Annotated in this window: 22 protein-coding genes; 16 read left to right on the plus strand and 6 right to left on the minus strand. The window is 36.3% G+C overall.

All coding sequences use genetic code 11. From position 1 onward, the window contains the following. Positions 1–284: 284 nt before the first annotated feature. Positions 285–1,103, minus strand: a complete 819-nt coding sequence (locus tag ACYIAJ_RS10595) for an SDR family oxidoreductase (RefSeq protein WP_483564785.1) — start codon at positions 1,101–1,103, stop codon at positions 285–287. Positions 1,104–1,235: 132 nt separating this feature from the next. On the opposite strand from ACYIAJ_RS10595, the gene ACYIAJ_RS10600 reads away from it, so the two are divergent. From ACYIAJ_RS10600 to sstT, 6 genes are all read left to right on the plus strand, one after another. Then, entirely contained in the window at positions 1,236–2,117 is an 882-nt protein-coding gene (locus tag ACYIAJ_RS10600; RefSeq protein WP_483564786.1) for a LysR family transcriptional regulator, read from the plus strand. Between the two features lie 297 nt (positions 2,118–2,414). After that, positions 2,415–3,656 (plus strand): NRAMP family divalent metal transporter, encoded by a 1,242-nt coding sequence (locus tag ACYIAJ_RS10605; protein ID WP_483564787.1) that lies wholly within the window; start codon positions 2,415–2,417, stop codon positions 3,654–3,656. Between the two features lie 14 nt (positions 3,657–3,670). After that, positions 3,671–4,447, plus strand: a complete 777-nt coding sequence (locus ACYIAJ_RS10610) for a LamB/YcsF family protein (RefSeq protein ID WP_483564796.1) — start codon at positions 3,671–3,673, stop codon at positions 4,445–4,447. A 163-nt stretch (positions 4,448–4,610) separates the two neighbouring features. Then, positions 4,611–6,209 carry a 5-oxoprolinase subunit B/C family protein gene (locus ACYIAJ_RS10615; protein WP_483564788.1) on the plus strand — a complete coding sequence of 533 codons (1,599 nt, stop codon included), beginning with the start codon at positions 4,611–4,613 and terminating at the stop codon, positions 6,207–6,209. Next, complete coding sequence (locus tag ACYIAJ_RS10620; protein WP_483564789.1) at positions 6,193–7,950, plus strand: acetyl/propionyl/methylcrotonyl-CoA carboxylase subunit alpha; 1,758 nt, start codon at positions 6,193–6,195, stop codon at positions 7,948–7,950. Before ACYIAJ_RS10615 ends, ACYIAJ_RS10620 begins: the two co-directional genes overlap by 17 nt. A gap of 333 nt (positions 7,951–8,283) precedes the next feature. Then, entirely contained in the window at positions 8,284–9,540 is a 1,257-nt protein-coding gene (gene sstT, locus ACYIAJ_RS10625) for a serine/threonine transporter SstT (RefSeq protein ID WP_483564790.1), read from the plus strand. A 180-nt stretch (positions 9,541–9,720) separates the two neighbouring features. Here sstT and ACYIAJ_RS10630 read toward each other — a convergent pair whose 3' ends face one another. Beyond that, positions 9,721–10,791, minus strand: coding sequence for a DUF3829 domain-containing protein (locus ACYIAJ_RS10630; RefSeq protein WP_483564791.1), 1,071 nt, complete (start codon positions 10,789–10,791; stop codon positions 9,721–9,723). A 595-nt stretch (positions 10,792–11,386) separates the two neighbouring features. On the opposite strand from ACYIAJ_RS10630, the gene ggt reads away from it, so the two are divergent. After that, on the plus strand, positions 11,387–13,090 hold the full coding sequence (gene ggt / locus ACYIAJ_RS10635; protein ID WP_483559095.1) for a gamma-glutamyltransferase: 1,704 nt from the start codon (positions 11,387–11,389) through the stop codon (positions 13,088–13,090). Between the two features lie 53 nt (positions 13,091–13,143). Here ggt and rplI read toward each other — a convergent pair whose 3' ends face one another. From rplI to rpsF, 4 genes are read right to left on the minus strand one after another with little or no spacing between them, the layout of a single operon-like run. Continuing rightward, the gene (gene rplI, locus ACYIAJ_RS10640) at positions 13,144–13,593 is read right to left on the minus strand and encodes a 50S ribosomal protein L9 (RefSeq protein ID WP_065590871.1); all 450 of its coding nucleotides are present in this window, start codon (positions 13,591–13,593) and stop codon (positions 13,144–13,146) included. Between the two features lie 22 nt (positions 13,594–13,615). Further along, positions 13,616–13,843 carry a 30S ribosomal protein S18 gene (gene rpsR / locus ACYIAJ_RS10645; RefSeq protein WP_025314965.1) on the minus strand — a complete coding sequence of 76 codons (228 nt, stop codon included), beginning with the start codon at positions 13,841–13,843 and terminating at the stop codon, positions 13,616–13,618. A gap of 4 nt (positions 13,844–13,847) precedes the next feature. After that, positions 13,848–14,153, minus strand: a complete 306-nt coding sequence (gene priB, locus ACYIAJ_RS10650) for a primosomal replication protein N (RefSeq protein ID WP_370516541.1) — start codon at positions 14,151–14,153, stop codon at positions 13,848–13,850. Next, positions 14,140–14,523 carry a 30S ribosomal protein S6 gene (gene rpsF, locus ACYIAJ_RS10655; RefSeq protein WP_091347472.1) on the minus strand — a complete coding sequence of 128 codons (384 nt, stop codon included), beginning with the start codon at positions 14,521–14,523 and terminating at the stop codon, positions 14,140–14,142. Before rpsF ends, priB begins: the two co-directional genes overlap by 14 nt. 411 nt (positions 14,524–14,934) lie before the next feature. Here rpsF and ACYIAJ_RS10660 point away from each other — a divergent pair, with 411 nt between their 5' ends. The 9 genes from ACYIAJ_RS10660 to ACYIAJ_RS10700 are packed head-to-tail and all read left to right on the plus strand — an operon-like array spanning position 14,935 to position 22,715. Continuing rightward, on the plus strand, positions 14,935–15,282 hold the full coding sequence (locus ACYIAJ_RS10660; protein WP_160403916.1) for an HIT domain-containing protein: 348 nt from the start codon (positions 14,935–14,937) through the stop codon (positions 15,280–15,282). Between the two features lie 7 nt (positions 15,283–15,289). Beyond that, positions 15,290–15,922 carry a penicillin-binding protein activator LpoB gene (locus tag ACYIAJ_RS10665; RefSeq protein WP_483559093.1) on the plus strand — a complete coding sequence of 211 codons (633 nt, stop codon included), beginning with the start codon at positions 15,290–15,292 and terminating at the stop codon, positions 15,920–15,922. 2 nt (positions 15,923–15,924) lie between these two features. Beyond that, entirely contained in the window at positions 15,925–16,968 is a 1,044-nt protein-coding gene (gene nagZ / locus ACYIAJ_RS10670; protein ID WP_483564792.1) for a beta-N-acetylhexosaminidase, read from the plus strand. Next, positions 16,949–18,190, plus strand: a complete 1,242-nt coding sequence (locus ACYIAJ_RS10675) for a sigma 54-interacting transcriptional regulator (RefSeq protein ID WP_483559089.1) — start codon at positions 16,949–16,951, stop codon at positions 18,188–18,190. The genes nagZ and ACYIAJ_RS10675 overlap by 20 nt, the downstream gene beginning before the upstream one ends. Before the next feature lie 2 nt (positions 18,191–18,192). Then, entirely contained in the window at positions 18,193–19,224 is a 1,032-nt protein-coding gene (gene rfbB / locus ACYIAJ_RS10680; RefSeq protein WP_483559087.1) for a dTDP-glucose 4,6-dehydratase, read from the plus strand. Between the two features lie 4 nt (positions 19,225–19,228). Then, entirely contained in the window at positions 19,229–20,188 is a 960-nt protein-coding gene (locus ACYIAJ_RS10685; protein WP_483559085.1) for a glycosyltransferase, read from the plus strand. 57 nt (positions 20,189–20,245) lie between these two features. Beyond that, positions 20,246–20,458, plus strand: a complete 213-nt coding sequence (locus tag ACYIAJ_RS10690; RefSeq protein ID WP_483559083.1) for an acyltransferase family protein — start codon at positions 20,246–20,248, stop codon at positions 20,456–20,458. Continuing rightward, positions 20,439–21,329 carry an acyltransferase family protein gene (locus ACYIAJ_RS10695; protein ID WP_483559082.1) on the plus strand — a complete coding sequence of 297 codons (891 nt, stop codon included), beginning with the start codon at positions 20,439–20,441 and terminating at the stop codon, positions 21,327–21,329. The genes ACYIAJ_RS10690 and ACYIAJ_RS10695 overlap by 20 nt, the downstream gene beginning before the upstream one ends. 27 nt (positions 21,330–21,356) lie before the next feature. Further along, entirely contained in the window at positions 21,357–22,715 is a 1,359-nt protein-coding gene (locus ACYIAJ_RS10700; RefSeq protein WP_483559080.1) for a hypothetical protein, read from the plus strand. Positions 22,716–22,964 lie beyond the last annotated feature (249 nt).

The raw sequence follows: 22,964 nt of genomic DNA on the forward strand, positions 1-22,964 counted from the left end.
GCAGGCCACATTCTGCAGCCAAAGCGTGGGTTGTTAGGGAATTCGCTTTAATTCCCTGACTCGGACGTGGTCACTGTGGCTATTTTGTTCACTATAGGTCAAAACGTCCGAAACCACCGCACCCAATTTATTCTATTCACCAAAACAAAAAAGCCCTGATTTTCCGCCCAAAAATCAGTCAGAAAAGGTATTGATTTTATTAAAGTTTTTTTTGGTGTTTTTTAACAAAAAACACCTTATTCATACATGATTTATTCCTTCAGATAATATCATTTCATTTAAAATTAATTGCTATTATCCCACCAATATTTTGCCGTGGCGCCGCCATCAATTAATATGTCACTGCCCGTTATGTAGGCGCCTTTGTCTGACATGATGAATTCGGCAAGATTGGCGATTTCGTCAGGTGTGCCGCCCCGACCTGCAGGAAGTTGTTTTAGCATATTGCGATAAAAATCTTTTCGGTCACCATTGAGTTCGTCGTTTGCTAAAGGGGTGTGGATTATGCCTGCGCTAATGCAGTTTATTCTGGCACCACGATGTCCCCATTTGACCGCTTCCACTTGTACTTTTATGGAGTTGCCGCGTTTGGCTAGTTGATAGGCTTTTAAGGTGTCGTTGACGTTTTTTATAAATGGTAAATCAAGCAAAGCTTCGGTCGGGGTTAAGGCTAAAGCTTTAGTTTGTTCTTGTGTTAGAGGTGCTAGGCGGTGTGAAGATTGTGATCCAATGACTAACGCTGAACTGCCTTTTGCCATGACAGGACTAAAAGCGTCCAATAATAGGGCGTTGCCGTATAAGTCAACGTTGAATATTTGTGCGGCAGACGCTTGCGATGGCGATACCCCAGCAGTGTTGACTAAGCCCATTATTTTGCCTAGTTTTGTGGCTGTTTCGACTAATTTGTTGACTGATTTTGGATTTGATACATCGCAAGCGGTGGTGTGTACATTAAATCCTGCATTGCGCAGTTGTTGGGCTTGCTTTTCGGCGTGTTCTGGGTTTAGGTCGGCTAATAGGAGTTGTTTTCCTATCGCTATGCGTCTGACAATCGCAATACCTATAGCCCCGGATCCACTTAATACAATCACTTCTTTTGTCATGCTCCTCTCCTATTTTGCCTGTTGCTTACTTTTTGGTTATGATTTGTTGATATTTTAGCGAGGGCTTTTATTGAGATAAATGGGGAGGTGTTTTATAGTGTAGTGAATTAAATTCACTAATAAGGTCTGATTGTGTATAACTTAAATGAGTTAAATTATTTTATTATTGTGGCGCAGACCTCTAGCTTTGTTAAAGCAGGGCAATTATTGGGGATTACTTCATCAGCGCTAAGTCATAGTATGCGAAATTTAGAAACTCGATTAAACCTGCGCCTATTTAATCGTACCACGCGTAATGTGTCACTTACCGAGGCAGGCGAACAGTTATTCCGGAAAATTTCACCTTTATTTGATTCTATCCATCAAGAGGTTGATGCGTTAAACCATTTTATTAATACACCTTCAGGAACGATCCGAATTAATGCTCCAAGTATTGCTGTTGAACAGATTATATACCCTAAATTACGCGATTTTTTACCTCGTTATCCACAAATTAAAGTTGAAATTCAAGCTGATAATAGTTGGGCGGATATTGTTAAGCAGGGATTTGATATGGGATGCCGTTTAGGGAGTGATATTGCTAAAGAGATGATCGCCGTTAAGATATCGCCTCCTTTAAAAATGGCTTTAGTAGCTAGCCCCAACTATTTACAAGCGAAGGCTTTACCAATATGTGTTAAAGATTTGGACAAGCATCGTTTAATTGGTATGCGGATATCTTCTGAGCATGGTACAGAATTGCCATGGGAGTTTTTGGAAGCAGGCAAAATGGTTAAATACCATCCACATTCGCAATTTATGATTAACAATCATTTGCGTAAACAAGCAGCTTTAGATGGTTTGGGTATTACTTGGCTTGCTCGTTCTGGTATTGAACAGGAATTGGCGTCGGGCCAATTGGTTGAGTTATTAGCCGAGTTTGCCATTACATATGATTCTTTTTATCTTTATTACCCAAGCCGCAAAGGGCATTCGAATGTCTTTAAGTTGATTATCGATGCGTTAAAGTGTTAGTCTTCTATGATAACTTTTAAACGTAAGTTACGTTTTTTTTATGCTCACTTTTGGTGCAAATTAGTCTGTTAAGCGCTGTTTATTCATTTTTATGCCTCAATGATAGGCAATTATAATTATTTTTAATTAGTATTTTTGCTTAGAAACAGTGATGATAGTGCCTTTTGTTAATGGACAACATGTACTATGGCATGATGCTTGCATTATTTTTAAGCAAGCGTCATTGAAACTAATATAGTTGAAAGTCGCTAATAGGGCAGTTGTATTAATAATTGTAAGAACAAATCAAGAGGAGACATGCATATGCAAAATCATAACAGTAGTACCGTTGCTTTTGTTAAAGATCGGCGTGCTTCATTAATCAGTGCCATTTTTTTAATGGCGACATCAGCAATTGGCCCAGGGTTTATTACTCAAACGGCCACGTTTACCGTTACACTTGGCACTGCTTTTGGTTTTGGTATTTTAGCATCTATTATTATCGATTTTGTTGTTCAGCAAAATATTTGGCGAGTGGTGGCATTAACCAAAATGAATTCGTCAGATATTGCTAATGCAACGATTCCATTTAGCGGTTATTTGCTAGCGGTGCTGATTATCTTTGGTGGATTAGTCTTTAATATTGGTAATATTGCTGGTGCTGGGTTAGGTTTAAATGCATTGGTTGGGCTTGATCCTAAATGGGGTGGGGCAATTAGTGCACTTTTAGCGGTTTATATCTTTTCGTCACGTAAAGCGAGTAATTTTATTGATCGATTGATGATTGGTTTTGGTTTATTAATGATTATTTTGACATTATTTGTGGTGTTTGCATCACATCCGCCAATTGGTCAAGCGTTAAAAGAGACAGTTTTACCTAGTGATGTTAATTTTGCCTCGATTACTACTATTGTTGGGGGAACGGTTGGAGGGTATATTTCTTATGCTGGTGCTCACCGTTTACTTGATAAAGGCATGGTTGGTGTTGAGCATATTGATTATGTTTCAGGTGCGGCAACCAAAGGGATTATTGTTGTGGGCTTGATGCGCTATATTTTGTTTTTAGCCATTTTAGGTGTAGTGGCAAGTGGTGTGACAATTGATATTTCAAGTTATGCCGCCAACCCAGCATCGCAAGCTTTTCAGGCCGCTTTAGGCGAGTTTGGATTACGTCTTTTTGGTTTAATTTTATGGGCGGCAGCTATTACCAGTGTTATTGGAGCGGCTTATACTTCGATGACTTTTATTACACCTTTTAAACGAACAATTACAGACAAACAACGCCAATTTGCCACCATTATTTTTATTGTTGTTTCGCTTGTGGTCTATTTAGCTATGGGCACAGCACCAGCATCATTACTCGTTTTTGCCGGTGGCTTTAATGGTTTAGTGTTACCGCTTGGTTTGACTATTTTTGTGTATATTGGTTGGCGAAGAGCTGATCTTATGTCTGGATATCGTTATCCAAGATGGTTGTTGCTGTCAGGTGTAGTTGTGTGTGCAATTACTTGGTATATGGGCATAATGTCGGTCGCTACTATTTTTAACTATTTAAAATAGAGGACAATATGACAATCACTAAATGTATTGATTTAAACAGTGACCTTGGCGAGAGCTTTGGTCAATGGCAGATGGGAAATGATGAGGCAATGCTAAAAGTTGTTAGCAGTGCCAATATTGCTTGCGGATTCCATGCAGGATCGCCAGCGGGTATTTTAAAAACATTAAAAGAGGCCAAAGCTAATCATGTCGAAATCGGTGCTCATGTCGGTTATCCTGATTTAGTTGGTTTTGGCCGTCGTAATATGGATATAGCCGCCGATGAATTAACCGCAGATGTGATTTATCAAATTGGTGCACTTAAAGGGTTAGCTGCTTCAATTGGTGCTAAGGTGAGTTATGTTAAACCTCATGGCGCATTATATAATACAATTGCCCATGATAAGCGTCAGGCAATGGCAGTGATTGATGCACTTTGTTTGGTTGATTCAACACTGATTTTAGTTGCGCTTGCTGGCTCAAAACTCATTGAGTGGGCCAAAGAAAACGGCTTGCGTGTAGTTGCCGAGGCTTTTGCTGATAGGGCATATCATGCCGATGGTACGTTAGTGTCTCGTAAAGAAGCCGGCGCTGTGTTGCACGATCCCGAGTTTGTTGCTGACCGTATGTTGCAATTGGTGAATGAGGGTGGTGTAACTGCTATCGAGGGGCAGTTTGTGCGTATCGATGCTGGTTCGATTTGTGTTCATGGTGATAGTGCCGGCGCTTTGGCTATGGCGCAAAAAGTCCGAGAAAAATTACAACAAAATGGCATCAATATAGCCTCGTTTGCTAAGGCTAATAATCGCTAGGTTAGTTAAATATTTGTAAAAATAAATTCAATTAACAACAAAAATTGAAATATGATTAGACAAGACGTTGTTAAGTGGCTATAAAATTGGTCGCTAATATAACAAAACAATATAAAATAAGTGGTTTTAGTAATTGGATATTGACCATATATCGAGGTGTTTAATGCGATTTTTACCCGTTAATGTCGATGCGCTTATTGTAGAATTAAACAGCCTTGAGCAAACGATGTCTCTCACTGATGTGCTTCAAGGTGTTTTTGCTGATTGGCATATCGAAGAGATAATTCCCGCAGCGCGAACCCTATTGATCCGTTACAACCCCATTACGACTAATGCCAATACGCTTGCTAAGCATATTGCTCAGCTAGATATTTCGACAAGTGTGATGCAGTCTGGCGAGTTGGTGACAATACCGGTGCGTTATAATGGTGAAGATTTAGCCCAAGTGGCAGATTACCTTGGTATAACCGTTGCCGAGGTGATTGCAAGGCACACTAATAATGAGTACCAAGTGGCGTTTTGTGGTTTTGCTCCGGGCTTTGCTTATATGGTATCTAAAACAGCTCAGCTTAATGTACCACGCCGACAATCGCCCCGAGTTCGTATTCCTGCTGGATCAGTTGCTTTAGCTGGTGAGTTTAGTAGTGTTTACCCACAGGCTAGCCCTGGTGGTTGGCAGCTGATTGGTATTACTGATACGGCAGTTTGGGACATTTATCGTGATGAGCCAGCGCTGTTCAAACCCGGTACTCGGGTTCATTTTGTAGATGCGAGCCAATCGCAGACAACTTATTATTTACCCAAATCGAAAAAACTGGATGATTTTGCTTGCCAACAACAAGATATAACCGTATTAGCAACAGGGCTGCAAACGCTGTTCCAAGACAATGGGCGAGTAGGGCAAGCTACATTAGGTATTTCTGAATCAGGTGCTATGGATAAAAGCGCATTACATAGTGCTAACCGTGTGGTAGGAAACCCCATTAATGAACCTGTGTTAGAAATTACACAAGGTGGCTTTAGTGCTCAAATAAACAGCTCCATGTTGGTTGCAGTGACAGGGGCTTTATGTGAGATCACAATAACCACCGCGAAAAACGAAACCTATACCGCACCGATGTATCAGCCGATTCAATTAGAAACAGGTGATATTATCCGTTTAGGTAATGTAAAATGTGGCGTTCGTAGTTATTTTGCGGTGCGCGGTGGTTTTCAAGTGGCGCCTATTTTGACTAGTTGTTCTTTTGATACCCTTGCACAAGTTGGGCCATTGCCACTAAAAGCGGGTCAAATACTGGCAGTTAAGCAAGCAAAAGTGTTAAACCCTGTTTCATTAACTGAAATACCCGTTATCAATTACCCAACTAGTGGTGATGTCGTGGTATTAGATATCGTGCTTGGACCGCGCACCGATTGGTTTACTCAGCAAGCTGTTGAGCTTCTTGTTTCACAGCTATGGCAGGTGACGCCAGCTTCCAATCGTATTGGCTTGCGCTTGTCTGGCGAACGGTCATTAAGCCGTGAGAAACAACAGGAATTACCGAGCGAAGGGACTTGCATTGGAGCTATCCAAATTCCGGCTAATGGACAGCCAGTGTTATTTTTAAATGATCATCCTTTAACTGGTGGCTATCCTGTTATTGGTGCTGTGTGTAAGTATCATTTAGATTTGGCCGGTCAAATTCCAGTCAATGCCAAAATAAAATTTAATCCTATAGGGATGTTTAAAGAATTTGAAGGGAGCGATGTTGATCATGTCTGACAATAATCAAAACATAACGCATAAAGTCTTGATTGCTAACCGTGGCGAAATTGCCGTACGTATTATACGTGCTTGCCGTGATATGGGGGGGTTATCTATTGCGATTTATGCTGATGCCGATATTGATGCACTTCATGTACAAATGGCTGATGAAGCTTATGGGCTAGCTGGTAATATTCCATGTGAAACCTATTTAGATATTGATAAAGTTATTGCAATAGCCAAAAAATCAGGGGCAACTATGGTGCACCCCGGTTATGGTTTTTTATCTGAACGCGTTGAATTTGCAAAAGCTGTACAAGATGCAGGCTTAATTTGGGTTGGACCCAATCCTGAAACGATCGAAATATTAGGCGACAAAGTTAAAGCCAGACAGCTTGCATTACAAGTGGGTGCGCCTTTAGTGGTTGGTACCAAAGATCCTGTAAAAGACGCCAAAGAGGCGCTAGAATTTGCCCACACCTATGGCTTACCCATTGCCATTAAAGCCGCATTTGGTGGTGGTGGTCGTGGTTTAAAAGTTGCTTGGCAAATGGATGAAGTTGAAGAACTTTATCATTCAGCAGTGCGCGAAGCTACAGCGGCTTTTGGGCGTGGCGAGTGTTTTTTAGAACAATTTTTGCATAATCCTCGTCATGTCGAAGCGCAAGTGATTGCTGATAAATTAGGTCATATTGTTGTGGTTGGTACGCGTGACTGTTCATTGCAACGTCGCAATCAAAAATTAATTGAAGAATCTCCAGCTCCTTTTATTAGCGAGCAGTTAAACCAGCAAATTACGCAAGCATCAATTGCGATTTGTGCTAAAGCGAACTATGTTGGTGTGGGGACAGTTGAGTTTTTACTCAGCCAAGATGGCAAGTTGTCTTTTCTAGAAGTCAATACGCGATTACAAGTTGAACACCCAGTAACAGAAGAAACAACCGGCATCGATCTTGTTGCTGAACAACTGCGTATCGCTCAAGGTTTACCTCTTAGTATTGATAAAACACCGACCCCTCGATCACATGCTATTGAGTTTCGTATCAATGCCGAAGATGCCGCTAACGGTTTTTTACCTGCAGCTGGTACCATTACACGTTTTGATGCGCCATCAGGCCCAGGCGTACGTCTAGACAGTGGGGTGGTAACGGGCTCAACCATCCCTGCAACGTTTGATTCGCTGATGGCAAAATTGATTGTTGTTGGCAATAATCGTGAGCACGCCATAGCAAGGGCTCGCCGTGCGTTGGCTGAGTTTGCCATTGAGGGAGTTGCCAGTGTTTTACCATTTGATCGCGCGGTTATTGAACATCCTGATTTTTGTGATGATTTTAACGTGCATACCCGTTGGATTGAAACAGAATTTACTGCAACAATAAAGCCAGCCAAAAGGCAAATACCACAAAAAGAAGTAACGTTAACACACACTTTTATCGAAATTGACGGTAAGCGTTGTAAGCTGGGTTTACCTGCACAGCTCTTGGCTGGGTTTTCCTTGAAAAAGGATGATAGTTTAGATGCATCTTCCTGCGTGAAAAAAACATTATCTGATTTGATTGTCCTATCACCTGTTTCTGGTAACCTTTTTAAATGGGTAGTTAATGACCATCAAAGTGTAAATGAAGGGGATGTTATTGCGATTATGGAAGCCATGAAGATGGAAGTTCAAGTTATTGCACACCGAGGTGGCACGTTAAAAAGAACTATCCAAGAAGGCGATTATATTAATGCTGGGGATGCAATAGCTGAAATTAGTTAGCGCTTGTAGGGCAAAATAAAATGAGGGTGAAATTCCCTCGTTTGCATTGTTCAAATTTTATCTGTGTTATTAAAATATATACTTTATTTAAAAGTGACAGAAATTTGGGAGATCTACTTAAATTGCATGCTAAATGGTAAGATTTAGCTGATATTGTTTTTTTAAAGTCAATTAATACTGATGACAATATTTTGAATGTAAAAACGAATAATTAAATTTAATCATCATACTAAGTAATATATAAAAAAAGCTTATTATTATGATTTTTTGTATAAATTTACTATTTAAATATGTTAAGGTTCTAAATTTGTCTTTAATAAACAGGAAAGTAGTATGACACAATCATCTAATCCTTTGATTCGTTTTTATTTTAAACTAGGATTGATACCACAGATTTTGTTGGGTTTAATTTTGGGCATTACTCTTGCTGCTGTATCTAAAGATACGGCGCTGAATATGTCATTGTTGGGTGGATTATTTATTAATGCCTTAGAATCAGTTGCCCCTGTTCTTGTGCTTATCTTAGTAGTTTCCTCGATATCTAATCACCAACATGGTAAACAAGCCAATATGCGGCCGTTAATTTCTCTTTATTTTGTTGGTATGATGTTAGCTGCATTATTGGCAACCATTGTCAGTTTTTCGTTTCCGTCACAAATTTCATTTGGTGATACGCTAAATAATCTTGAACTTACTCCACCAAGTGGTATTACCGCAGTATTAAAAACCTTACTTGGAAAAATGATCGACAATCCTGTTAATGCACTAATAAAAGCGAATTATATTGGTCTTATTGTTTGGGGTGTTGGTATTGGTCTGGCACTAAGGCACGCTAGTGAAAGCACTAAAACAATGATGAATGATCTATCTTATGCTATCTCATTTATTGTCAGAATTATTATCCGATTTGCGCCTTTGGGTGTATTTGGACTTGTCGCTTCAACATTAGCCGAAACAGGTTTTGATGAGCTGAAAAAATATGCTCATTTATTAATTGTATTAGTTTCTTGCATGGTGATTGTTGCATTGGTTATCAATCCATTACTAGCTTATCTAGTTATGCGAAAGAATCCATATCCACTAGTATTCACTGCTTTAAAAGAAAGTGCGATTCCTGCTTTTTTTACACGTAGCTCAGCAGCAAATATTCCTGTCAATATGGGAATTTGTAAAAAATATAACATGGATGAAGATACCTATACCGTTGCTGTGCCATTAGGCGCTGCAATTAATATGTCGGGTGCTGCTGTTACTATAACGGTGTTAACTTTAGCCACGGTTAATTCAATGCCGGCTAGTGCTGGTATACATGTTGATATCTATTCTGCGGTATTACTTTGTATTGTAACTTCAGTATGTGCTTGTGGGGCATCGGGAATTGCGGGGGGATCTTTACTGCTTATTCCTGTCGCGTGTAGTATGTTTGGTATTCCTAACGAAATTTCAGCTAAAGTGATTTGCATTGGAATTGCTATCGGCGTGATTCAAGATTCGGTTGAAACTGCATTAAATTCGTCAAGTGATGTGGTTTTTATTGGCGCAGTTTCATCGGCAGCACAAAATAGAAAAATGAATATCAACGCATATTAAATATTGAGTTCTATTTGCATTCATCTACATAACCAACTACATAATGATATGTAGATGGTTATTTAACTAAAATTCATGCATTGCAAACGGTGTAATATTTACACCGTTTTTATTTATACCACTATTTATTGTCATTGATAATGACTAAAATGTTAGCAATGAAACGATGTTTATCTATTTTTAATTGATTATTTGATTATAGCCGTCAATTACACTTTTAAGTTCTCTATTCAAAGAATCAACTTCTCTTTCTACAGTATTGGTCTGTAAATTTTTTAAAACTACTTTCATTTGATTAATCAATCCAGGTAAACGATCAACAAAACGATCATAATACATATCGTTTAAACCTTGTTGTTTAATCAATTTATTTTTGCCTTTATTCGTCATTAATTCATTGGCCATGGATTCTATTTGTTGAATTTTTTGTTCAAGGGCTGATTTATCGAGATTTTTAAACTGGTTGTCTTCGTTAAAACTTTCATTGATTAAATCGATAACATCTTCAGATAAATCCATGATTTCCATGCAATTGTAGTTAAGTGTTAACCCTTTGTTTTTTATTTCTGATTTTTGAAATGCATGGATTTCTTGGTATAATTTACCATAAGCCGCTAAAGCCACACTTTTTGCTTCAATATATTGGTTATAAAGCGTGTTCAAATTATTTAACAGTTCAGGTAATTTGGCAAAGTCATCCAATTTGTACTCATTATTTAAATAATATTTAGCTATCTGGTCATAAGCTAATCCTATTTCAACGTATTTATCACTTAATGCTTTGCCTGCGGCATCAAGTTCGGGTAACTCTGGTTTAAATGCTAATAACTCAGTAATCAATTGTTTATATTCATCAAGCTCCTTTGGTTCTGGGTGATAGCCGATAAAAAGTTTCGTTGGATTTTTTTTCACATAATTGACATCAATTTTACCGTTTTTATCACTGAGACCTCTTAAAAACCCCTTAACACTGCTATCAAGATGATAAAGAGAAGAAGACATCTTGCCATGTCCATTCCCTCTTAATTCATCTGCAGCTTGGGTGACATTAGCATTAAAAACCTCTAGCCATATATTACCTTTACGTGCTTTCAGTGCAAATTGCCGTGAAACATCTTCAGTCTTTTTAGAATCAGAAGGTTTAGCCTCTGAAGTTGCTGTGGGTTGTTGTGTTTTGTTTTCGGTTGGTTTGTCATCACAGCCAATCATCAAAAATCCAGCAATCAATACGGTTAAAAATTTTTTTTTCATTGTTTATTCCCTTAATTTTTTCATTATAAATTCATTGCGTTAATACTTTATTATCTTTTAATGATTATTTCTAATAAAATATAAAGTTCAAACAATGAATTGTTATGTTTATGCTCAATTTTTATAATAATTCAGGCATTGATTTATACGATGGTTATTACATGTATTAACAAATGAGATACGGTGAAGTATTAATTAACCACGAAACGGTATAGAATCCCGAAACTTTTTTACAAAAATCAGCTTTATTTAAACGGATTATGTTTTTTAAGGCAAATTATGTTAAGAAAATACATCATCCTTGACACCTCTTAATAACATTTTCCAGCAAATAATTATTTCTTACCTATGTTCAACAAATAAGATAGATTGGCTGCTCTATGTAGATGAGTTTTATTATCATCGATTGCATTGCATATTAAATTATCAGCCTCTATTGAGTAAAGCTGGCTGATCAATATTTGCTCAACATTTTTATTTTCTATGCTATATTGATGATTCCCCTTAACCGATTGTTACATGATTTATTAATGTGATTCATGTATTTTGCTGTTAAGTGGGTACGATAAATAATACTTTAATTAGGAGGTGCAAAATGTTTTATCTTAAACGTAAATTGATAAAGTATTGCTACTTTATTTTATTTTTACTGATAAGCCAACAAGTACTTGCTGTTGAAAACGTAACACAAAAATTAGAAGCTGGCGCAGTTGCTTCGCCCGATTCTTATGGTGCCATTGCTGCACAAGAAATTTTAAAAAAAGGTGGAAATGCAGCTGATGCTGCTGTGGCTACCGCATTTGCTCTTGCTGTTACTTATCCTGAAGCGGGTAACATTGGTGGGGGTGGTTTTATGACCCTTTGGATGAACGGTAAGCCTTATTTTATTGATTATCGTGAAGTTGCACCAAGCAAAGCTGATAAAGATATGTATCTTGATGATCATAAAAATGTGATCCCTAATTTAAGTTTATATTCTTACAAAGCATCGGGAGTACCGGGAACCGTTGCCGGTATGTGGGCGGTGCATCAACGTTTTGGTAAATTATCTTGGAAAGAGGTAATGGCACCAGCTATTCGATTTGCTAATGAAGGGTTTACCGTAGATAAACAGTTAGTTAAACGTTATCAAGAAGCTGCCGAGCTTGCACCTGCTAATGGTCACTTTAAGCAATACTTTGGTGCTATGCAAGCTGAAAAGGTGTTTAAACAGCCCGAACTTGGTAAAGTATTAGAGCGTATTGCAAACCAAGGTAGTGACGGATTTTATAAAGGCGAAACTGCTAAATTAATCGCACAACAGATGGAAAAAAATGACGGTTTAATTACTGAAAACGATTTGGCAAATTATCAGGCTAAATGGCGAGCTCCGTTAGTTGCTAACTGGCATGATATGCAGATTGTTACTGCTCCACCGCCAAGCTCAGGTGGCGTTGGTTTAATTCAACTTTTATTAATGAAACAAGATCTCGCTAATGATTTCAAAGATGTAAAAGTGAATTCACCACAATATATTCACTTATTAGCAGAAATAGAAAAACGTGTTTTTGCCGATCGAGCCGAATATATGGGAGATCCTGATTTTATCTCTGTACCTGTCACTGAATTGATTGATACTAATTATTTAGCGCAGAGAGCGAAACAAGTTAATCCAAAAGCTATTTCGATTACTGAACAAGTTAAACCTGGTTTAGACAATAATCGCGAAAAATTACAGACAACGCATTTTTCGATTGTGGATAAATGGGGCAATGCCGCATCGAATACTTATACACTTAATGGTTGGTTTGGATCTGCTGTTGTAATAGAAGGCACTGGTATCATTCTAAATAATGAAATGGATGATTTTAGTAGTAAACCAGGTGTCGCTAATCAGTTTGGTGTTGTGAGCAAAGATGCTAATGCAATTGAGCCAAATAAACGCCCTTTATCTTCTATGACGCCAAGTATATTTATTAAAAATAATGATGTTGCAATGGTTATTGGTACGCCGGGCGGTTCAAGGATTTTTACTTCGATCTTTCAAGTGGTGACTAATGTCTTTGATAATCATATGTCATTACAAGCAGCAGTAGATGCTCCGCGTTATCATCATCAATTATTACCAACTAATCTTATCTTTATTGAGCGTTTTCAAAATAAAGTACCAGAAGATTTAAAAGATCAACTCAAACAAATGGGTTATCAGTTTAAGCAGCAAGATTTTAGCGGTGATATTCAAGCTATAAAAATCACGAATAATAAGCCCGAAGCTGTATCAGATATTCGAGGTAGAGGTAAATCAATCATTGTAAAATAAATAATAAAAAACCCGTCACTTGAACGGGTTTTTTGGTATTTATTGTTGGATAATTATTCAGGAATAATATCAACAATAAGTTTAGCAAATGCTTCGCTGTGTACTTGGAAGAACACTTCATGTTCACCAGTAGTACGCAGTACACCATTTGGTAAGCGAACTTCGCTTTTTGATACTTGAATACCACGAGCTTTAACGGCATCAGCGATATCACGAGTACCGATTGAACCAAATAGTTTGCCTTCATCACCAGCTTTAGAAGTAATGGTTACTTTACCAAGCGCATTGATTTGTGCAACGCGTTCTTCAGCTGCTTTTAGTGTTTCAGCAAGTTTTGCTTCTAATTCAGCACGACGAGCTTCAAAGAATTCGATGTTCTTTTTAGTCGCTGATACTGCTTTACCTTGTGGGATCAGGAAGTTACGCGCATAACCCGCTTTAACATTAACTTGATCACCTAAGCTGCCTAAATTAGCAACTTTGTCGAGTAAAATAATTTGCATTATATGTTCCCTCTGTTGCTAATTACTGATGGTTGTCAGTGTATGGTAATAATGCCAAGTAACGAGCGCGTTTGATTGCGCGAGCTAGTTGACGTTGGTATTTTGCGCTAGTACCTGTGATACGGCTTGGTACAATTTTACCACTTTCTGTGATATAGCTTTTTAATAAAGAAACATCTTTATAATCAATTTCTTTAACGCCTTCTGCAGTAAAACGGCAGAATTTGCGACGACGGAAATAACGTGCCATTTGGCTATTCTCCTAATAGTTTAATTTGGTCAGCATGTAAAACAAGTTGGCTTGTTTTGTTGCGTTTAGTGTGGGTGCTTATAAATCCACTAACTAGAACGTTGCTGCCTTTTTTTATGTAACTTAACTCGTGTTGTCCACTGGCTATGACGGGCATGACGCACCATGCTTGCCTTGTGAGTTCTGCTTCGGTTTGTTCAGAGACATGCTCTAAGTAAAACTGGCAGTGCGATATCCCACTTGGACTGACTTTCCTTATCGGTGTTTTAATAACAATACCCGATAACACTAAACGATTATTCTTCGGAATCATCGTCCATGTTTGTTTCGTTAAAATCTTCTTCAGAGCTACGACGCTCATCTTTCGCTTTTAACATCGGTGAAGTTTCAGTTACAGCATGTTTAGTACGCATAATTAAACTGCGAATTACTGCATCGTTAAAACGGAAGTTGTCTTCAAGTTCGTTAACAGCTTCTTGAGTTGCTTCAACATTCATTAGCACGTAATGTGCTTTGTGCAGTTTTTCGATAGGATAGGCTAATTGGCGACGACCCCAATCTTCTAATCGATGGATTTTGCCACCATCAGTGGTTAATGTACCAGTATAACGTTCGATCATACCCGGTACTTGTTCACTTTGATCTGGGTGAACCATAAATACTATTTCGTAATGACGCATTATCGCTCCCTACGGATTAATCAGCTTTCTGTCGGGGCAACCGCAACCCATTGAAAGCAAGGAACATGAAAAATAGGCGGTTGAAATCGACGGGCTATTATATATCAAGTTATTCTGTTTGACAAATGAATATACCGAGATATTTTTTTGTAGATTGGTGTTGTATTTTGTTAGGGAAGCGTCTGTTTTTATGTGCATTTTTTATAAAGTTTCTTTACTGGGATTGTCAAAAGTTAAAATAAAAAATTTAATAAAATCAATACCTTTTCTGACTGTTTTTGATGGTTATAAAAATGAGTTGTAAAATGTAACGATTTCTATACATTTTTGTTGATAAAATATGATATGCTTGGGCATATATAAATTGGCATTGGTTGATGTCTGTATAACTATATTAAGAGGAGAGGTTTGATGGCTCAGGAAACTATTTTTAGTAAAATCATTCGAAAAGAAATTCCAGCGGATATCGTTTTTCAGGATGATAAAGTAACAGCATTTCGTGATATCTCTCCCCAAGCACCGACTCATGTGTTGATTATTCCAAATAAACTGATTCCAACCGTTAATGATATTCAAGAAGAAGACGAAGTCGTTCTTGGGCATATGATGCTGGTTGCGGCTAAAATTGCCAAGCAAGAGGGTATTGATGAAAGCGGTTATCGTTTAATTATGAATTGTAATAAAGATGCTGGGCAAGAGGTTTTCCATCTTCATATGCATTTGTTAGGCGGTAAACATTTAGGTCGATTAATAGGTTAATCATTGTATGAAACAGATCAAACGTATTTTTGTTGTTAGTTTATTGGCTTTTTTGTTGGCCGGTTGTCATCTTATTGGCTTTTCTCAAAAAAAAGAGGTGAAACCACCGGTTGAGGTTAATCAGCCTGATAATACTGGTGTGATTGAAACTCCACCGCAAATTGTTCGACAAACGGATTGGCAGTCGATATTGTCGCCATTTATTTATAAATTAGTGAGTTCTTCGTCTTTAAATTCAGATAATAGACTCATTTTAATTAGCGATATTCAAAATCGTAGTGGTGATTATCTTGCAGGTAATAAGATCAATGAGGCGTTGTATCAATTAATGCGTCAACAAAATACTTTCACAGTGGTAGAGCAACAAGCTGTAAACCAAGCCAAACAAACGTTGGGAATTTTGGCAGATGATAAACTTGTGTCACGCAGTAAGATGATTGGTTTAGCTAAATCAATCAATGCAAATTATGTCCTTTTTACGACAGTTTATAGAGTGCCAAGTGAAAGTAGTGACGCAGATCTTGCTATGGAGTTGCTTTCAACACAAAGTGGCGAGATTTTAACTAGAGTGGCAGCGAAAGATTTGCCGAAGCCGTCTGATAGCTATGCGCAACCAAATCAAGTTGATGGGGATAATTAATAATGGGACCATTGCTGATTGATGTTGAAGGTCTAACACTAACCCAAGATGATAAAAAGCTATTGCAAAATCCGTTGGTGGCTGGGGTGATTTTGTTTAGCCGTAATTATCAAGATCAAGCCCAATTGTTGGCATTGATAAACGAGATTCGTGCTGCTTCTTCACAGCGTTTATTAATCTCGGTCGATCATGAGGGGGGACGTGTTCAGCGGTTTAGAGAGGGCTTTACGACGATTCCCCCTGCGCAATCGTTTGCGGCGCTTAATGATCTTGAGCAAGCAAAATCGTTGGCGTTTGATGCCGGTTGGGTTCTTGCTATGGAGCTGATCGCGTTTGATATCGATCTGAGTTATGCTCCAGTTTTAGATTTAGGTCATGATTGCCTTGCTATCGGTACGCGTTCGTTTCATCGGGATATTAATATTGCTTATCAGGTCGCTTCTGCCATGATTGATGGTATGCATGCAGCAGGGATGAAGACAACAGGAAAGCATTTTCCGGGGCATGGTCATGTGATTGCTGATTCGCATAAAGAAACTCCTGTTGATCATCGTGAAAAATCATTGATTGAGCACGATATGCAGATTTTTACTAGGCTTATTGCTAATCATAAACTTGATGCGATTATGCCAGCTCATGTAATTTACCCCGCTTTTAATGATAAACCTGCAAGCGGATCGCCGTTTTGGCTGAAGACCATGCTTCGCAATCAGTTGCATTTTAATGGTGTGATTTTTTCTGATGATTTATCGATGGAGGGGGCTTCGGTCATGGGCAATCACGCTGAACGAGCTCAAGCCGCGTTAGCTGCAGGTTGTGATCTGCTTTTAGCTTGTAATAATAGGACGGGGACTATGGCTATTTTAGAGCAATTAACCGCGCTAAATAAGGTTAATCCGCTAACATCAGATAAAGTAAAATGTCTATTAACCAATACTAAAATCACCTATGCCGAATTAACGAAAAGCCCCGAGTGGCAACGCCGTTGTGATAATTTACAAAAACTGAATGAGAAGTGGGCAGACTATGCAAATAGCCATCATTGAAATTGACCATAATCAACATCTGATTGCATATAACGATTCAGCTAAGAAGCTGTTTGGTCATCAGTCGTTGGTGTTAAACCAATATTTTGATTATCGAGCGGTTTTCAAATTTGATAATAAAGTCAGTATTGATAAACAAGATGATACGATTATTGTTTTAGATTCGCAGCATTTTTTTCTGCAGAAGGTGATGGCATCATCCAAAACAATATTTATTTTACAATCCATTGAGTATCTCAAAAAACGCTTGTCGAAAATCAATGTGGTGAGTTGTCATGCTTTTGATATTTTTGCTACCCAAAGTGGGGTTATGCAGAAACTAATTGCGCAAGCTAAAGTGTTTTCTATGCAACGCGAGCCGTTATTAATATCGGGTGAAACAGGTACCGGTAAAGATTTATTGGCTAATGCTTGTCATCAATATAGCCCGCGTGGCGATCAGACTTTTTTAGCCTTAAACTGTGCAGCCATGCCCGACGAAGTAGTTGAAAGTGAGTTATATGGTCATGCAGCAGGGGCTTACCCTGGAGCAATTGAGAGCAAAAAAGGCTTTTTTGAGCAAGCCAATGGTGGTTCAGTGTTGCTTGATGGCATTGATGAGATGTCTTTTCAAATGCAAACTAAGTTATTGCGTTTTATCAATGATGGCTATTTTCGTCGTGTGGGTGATGATAATGAGGTTTATGTAGATGTTAGAATCATTTGCGCAACAAAGGTTGATTTGGCCGATTTGGTCGAGCAAGGTAGATTTAGGAAAGATCTTTATTACAGACTGAATGTCTTGTCGCTTAATTTACCTTCTTTACAAGAGCGCAAAGATGATATTGCGCTACTTACTCATATTTTTGTCAATGAATTTGCCAATAAACAAGGCATCACTCCACCAACAGTTGATGATAATGTCATTGATTATTTAACTGGTTATTCATGGCCGGGTAATGTACGGCAACTTAAAAATATCCTTTATTCTGCATTGGCACAATTGAAAGCGCCTAAGTTAACCGCCAAAGATATAGTGTTACCAACCTCAACCCCATCACAATTGCCTTGGGGCGATAATATTGAAAATAAAACTTTAGATCAAATGACCAAACAATTTGAGAAAGAGATTTTATTAAAATTATATGACCAATATCCAAGCTCAAGAAAGCTTGCTAAAAGACTTGGTGTATCGCATACGGCGATTGCGAATAAGTTAAGGGATTATGGGATAGGGCGGTAGGTTTGTTTAGTCACGCTAAAAAAATTTTAATCACAGGTGGTGCTGGATTTGTTGGTTCTGCTGTTATTCGGTATATTATTGAACACACTAAAGATCATGTTATTAATGTAGATAAATTAACTTATGCAGCAAATTTGCAATCGCTTGCGATGGTTTATAACAGTGAACGGTATGTTCTTGAAAAAGTTGATATTTGTAATCAACAATCATTGGAGCGAGTTTTCCAAAAATATCAACCCGATGCTGTGATTCATTTAGCTGCTGAAAGCCATGTGGATACTTCAATAACTAATCCAGCTGTTTTTGTCGAAAATAATATTATCGGTACTTTTACGCTTTTAGAAGTCTCTCGATATTATTGGTGCAATTTATCAGAGGAACGTAAACATAACTTTCTGTTTATTCATGTTTCAACTGATGAAGTTTATGGTGATTTAGGATGTAGAAAACAGCACTTCACAGAAGCGACTCCTTATTCACCAAGTAGCCCATATTCGGCGTCTAAGGCATCAAGTGACCATTTAGTTGCGGCATGGTATCGCACTTATAATCTACCGACAATTATAACGCATAGTACTAATAATTATGGACCTTTTCAGCATGCTGAAAAATTAATTCCGTCAGTAATCTCAAAGGTATTAGCAGGTAAACCAATTTCTATTTATGGCAGTGGCTTACAGATTCGTGATTGGATATATGTCGAGGATAATGCTAAAGCTTTATATACTATTTTAGTAAATGGTAAAATTGGCGAAACTTATAATATTGGTGCAAATAACGAATATACGAACTTAGATACAGTACAAATTATTTGCTCAATGATGGATGAACTTATTCCAAAACACCCAAATGGAATCAAACGATATCAAGATTTAATTCAATTTATATCTGATAGACCTGGCCATGATTATCGATATGCTATCGATTCATCGAAAATACAAAAACAGTTAGGCTGGAAGCCACAAGAAAAGTTTGAAAGTGGTTTGAGAAAAACCGTTGAATGGTATTTAAATAACATAAGAGTGATAGGATAAATTTATGTTACCTAGTGTGTCAATTGTAGTGCCTGTTTATAATGTGGAAAAGTATTTGCGGCAATGTTTAGACAGTATTATAAATCAGTCATTAACCAACATAGAAATAATTTGTGTAAATGACGGTTCTACTGATAATTCACTTGCAATTTTACAAGAATATGCCGATAAAGATTCGAGAGTTCGTATTATTGATAAGTTAAATAGCGGTTATGGTCATTCAATGAATATTGGTCTTCAACAATGCATTGGCGAATATATCGGTATTGTTGAATCTGATGATTTTGCTAAGCCTGATATGTTTGAATCGCTATATAAAGTAGCTGTTGAAAATGATTTAGATATTGCAAGATGTCATTTTTTTACATTTATGCAAAAAGATAGCTCAATTAACAAAATTGATTCATATCAAATGGAAAGCAGTGTTTTAATTAATCCACAAAATGATTTATCTCCATTTTTACAATGGCCGTCAGTATGGGCTAATATTTATAAGCGAACATTTATTCAGGAAAATAATCTAAAATTTTTAGAAACACCCGGCGCATCATATCAAGATACAGCATTTAGTTTTAAAGTCTATGCCTGCGCAACACGAATGATGCTTATTGACGCTCCATTAATTTATTATCGAATACATGATCAGTCGTCAATAAAGAGTAAAGATAAGGTATTTTGTATTTGTGATGAATTTAATGAAATAATGTCATTTTGCAAAAGTAAAATGTTATATGAAAAACTTAAATATCTAATTTGCTATCTTCAATATAAAAGTTATAAATGGAATTATAATCGATTGGAAATGCCATATCGTTATTTATTTCTTTTACGTATGTCTAAAGAAATACGTGAAAATAAAAAAGTTTATTGTAAAAAAAATCCTTTTTTTACTTTTAAAGATATTAAAAAAATTTTGGTTATTAGGCTGTTACCGTTATTATATAAATATAGAGAGAAGCTATAATTTTAATATAAATTGAAAATCGATACATACAGATAATTTTTAATAAACAGGAATATTATGTATTCACTTAATACTAAATATATAGATCGGTTAGATCATTTGCGTTTTTTTGCAGCAATTTTGCTGATTTTTCATCATTTCCGTGGAAATGTTAATTGGAATGGTCATTTGCAATTGGAGTCGATTATACCGTTATGGTTACAAAATGGATCAACGGGTGTATCTTTTTTTCTTGTCTTGACAGGTTTTTTTGTTTTGTCAAATAAGTAATGGTGGACAGAAAAATTTAAAATATTGGGGATTTATTTATAATCGTGTTTTAAGAATTTTTCCTTTAATGATTTTTTTGGTGTTTATCATAATTTGTTGTAGCAGGCAAACATCAACACCTATGGATATCTTAAGGATTATTACTTTACAGCTAAACACAGGTAATCCATTTACAGGTTGGGGGCATGATTTTTACCCAAGTGGTCCTATCTGGACTATAGCTGTAGAGTTTCAGTTTTATCTTCTTTTTCCTTTTCTTTCATTATTTCTAAATCGTTATGGAACTAAATATTTAGTTGGGTTAGTGATTTTGATGATAGCCACAAAATTTAATATTGCTATATTAAAAGGTGGAGACATATACTATAACGTCTATCATAGCATTATAGGTCGATTAGACCAATTCATTATTGGCATGATATTAGGGTATTATTATCAAAAAGGTATTTTTAGGTTTCTAGAAAAATGGAAATATCAGTTACCTTTCTTATTAACCACTATACTTATATTTACTTATCTTTTTAAATTTAAAAAAGTTAGTGTTATGTATACATCTTTATCCTTTACTATCGAAGCGGTTCTTTGGGGAATTATTACCTTATGCTATATTTATGTTAGATTACCTAAAATAAATAAGTTAAATGCTATTTTATCTTATTTAGGTATGTGTAGCTTTTCAATGTATTTATTGCATTTGCCTCTTGGAATTATGTTAAATAAATTAATTGGGTGGCAAGATCCTCAAGATGTTTTTACATCTTTGTCTCAATCTGTAATCAGAACTATTTTAATAATTTTAATTTCATTTTTTACTTTTAATTTGATTGAAAAACCATTTATGAAAATGCGAATAAAATATATAAAAGAATGATATTTTATTATTTATTAAGGAATAATTATGGGATTTAGAAATTGGTTTTTTTCCAAAATTTATATTGATAATAAAAAAGTTAAACATCAAGTTTTAGATATAAATTGTAAATTAGATGTATTAAATCAAAAAATATCTTCGATAACTGAATATTTTCATAATGTTGGAAAAGATGAAAAGCATCATGAATTGTTACAAAGAATAGTTTTTCTAGAAGAAAAATTAGAACTGATACATGGGTTAATTGGAAAAAATACTAATTTGGATATCGATATTCGTAATTTGAACCAAACAGTTAATCTTATTTCAACGAATAGAACAATTAATAAAAGCCAAAAGCTTACATGTTTGTTTTTAGTACATAATATTGAGTCATGGGATAGTATTTTTTCTATTTATCAAGAGATGCTTAAGCATAACCAATTTAATGTTATTGTTGCATCAATAAATAGGCGATATCCAGGAAGTCAAGTATTTAAAGATGAAGAATATGTCCATAATATTTTATCGCAATTAGGTGTACCTCATTTGAGATTCAATAATGATAATTCATTTGACGATTTAAATATTATCAAAACGTTGGCTCCTAATGTGATTTTTAGACAGTCACAATGGGATTATGATATCCCTCCTGCTTTTAGCACAGATAATTTAAGATTTGCAAAACTATGTTTAGTTCCATATGAAATTATGAATTTTGTTCAGTTAGGGTTCAATCATTTATCTAGTCATTACCATAGTTCTTGTTGGAAGCTTTTTGTTGCAAATCAGCAAACTAAAATAGAACAAGAACAGCATGATAAACTCAATGGACTTAATGTTTTTGTGACGGGGCATCCTAAAGTAAAAGCGCTAAAAAATGCTAAACCAAAATGGCCGATTACTTCAAATTCTGAAGGTACAAAATTTAGAATTTTGTGGGCTTCTCATCATAGTACAGATAAAAATTGGAGCAATTTTAGCGTTTTTTTAGATATATATAATGATATGTTAAATTGGGCAAAAGAAGATGATTCAATCGAATTCGTATTTAGTCCTCATCCAGCATTAGTGACAGTTTTGGAGGCAATAACAGACGAAACTCTTAAACGTAGCGTGCAAGAATTTTTTGTAGAATGGAATAAGCTAGATAATACCTATTTTTACAGGGAAGGTCCTTATGGTCCACTATTTCAAGCTTCAGATATTTTAATCATGGATGGTATAAGTTGGCTATTAGAATATCAATTGATGAAAAAGCCATTAATTTTTATTGAACGTGAAGATCATTCTGCATTTACGGTGAATGGTGAACTAATTGCAAATGGAACAAATAGAGTGTCTACATTTGAACAGGCAAAAGCGTTAGCATATCGATTTAAAAATGGCGAGCCAGATCCAAATTGAAAGAATCAAGATATTGTTGTTGAGCAGTTATTGTCAATTGATAATGCTGCAGAAAATATTGTTGATTCTATAATAGATGCTTTTTAGAAAGAATAAACTTTATATTGAAAATTTAACTAAATGCATTAAAAATACTTGTTGATATTATCAGTATTCTTAATGTTTAAATAAATTCATATAAAAATGTTTGTAATTATACATAGTATAACTAATTAGTTATATGATAGTAAAATTAATTATGAAGATATA

The organism is Gilliamella sp. X-46 (assembly GCF_057063525.1).

Coding starts and splice junctions, on each gene's coding strand:
- ACYIAJ_RS10595 (WP_483564785.1), bottom strand. CDS start 1,103: ATGACAAAAGAAGTGATTGTATTAAGTGGATCCGGGGCTATAGGTATT.
- ACYIAJ_RS10605 (WP_483564787.1), top strand. CDS start 2,415: ATGCATATGCAAAATCATAACAGTAGTACCGTTGCTTTTGTTAAAGAT.
- ACYIAJ_RS10615 (WP_483564788.1), top strand. CDS start 4,611: ATGCGATTTTTACCCGTTAATGTCGATGCGCTTATTGTAGAATTAAAC.
- ACYIAJ_RS10620 (WP_483564789.1), top strand. CDS start 6,193: ATGTTGATCATGTCTGACAATAATCAAAACATAACGCATAAAGTCTTG.
- sstT (WP_483564790.1), top strand. CDS start 8,284: ATGACACAATCATCTAATCCTTTGATTCGTTTTTATTTTAAACTAGGA.
- ACYIAJ_RS10630 (WP_483564791.1), bottom strand. CDS start 10,791: ATGAAAAAAAAATTTTTAACCGTATTGATTGCTGGATTTTTGATGATT.
- ggt (WP_483559095.1), top strand. CDS start 11,387: ATGTTTTATCTTAAACGTAAATTGATAAAGTATTGCTACTTTATTTTA.
- rplI (WP_065590871.1), bottom strand. CDS start 13,593: ATGCAAATTATTTTACTCGACAAAGTTGCTAATTTAGGCAGCTTAGGT.
- rpsR (WP_025314965.1), bottom strand. CDS start 13,843: ATGGCACGTTATTTCCGTCGTCGCAAATTCTGCCGTTTTACTGCAGAA.
- rpsF (WP_091347472.1), bottom strand. CDS start 14,523: ATGCGTCATTACGAAATAGTATTTATGGTTCACCCAGATCAAAGTGAA.
- ACYIAJ_RS10660 (WP_160403916.1), top strand. CDS start 14,935: ATGGCTCAGGAAACTATTTTTAGTAAAATCATTCGAAAAGAAATTCCA.
- ACYIAJ_RS10665 (WP_483559093.1), top strand. CDS start 15,290: ATGAAACAGATCAAACGTATTTTTGTTGTTAGTTTATTGGCTTTTTTG.
- nagZ (WP_483564792.1), top strand. CDS start 15,925: ATGGGACCATTGCTGATTGATGTTGAAGGTCTAACACTAACCCAAGAT.
- ACYIAJ_RS10675 (WP_483559089.1), top strand. CDS start 16,949: ATGCAAATAGCCATCATTGAAATTGACCATAATCAACATCTGATTGCA.
- ACYIAJ_RS10685 (WP_483559085.1), top strand. CDS start 19,229: ATGTTACCTAGTGTGTCAATTGTAGTGCCTGTTTATAATGTGGAAAAG.
- ACYIAJ_RS10690 (WP_483559083.1), top strand. CDS start 20,246: ATGTATTCACTTAATACTAAATATATAGATCGGTTAGATCATTTGCGT.
- ACYIAJ_RS10700 (WP_483559080.1), top strand. CDS start 21,357: ATGGGATTTAGAAATTGGTTTTTTTCCAAAATTTATATTGATAATAAA.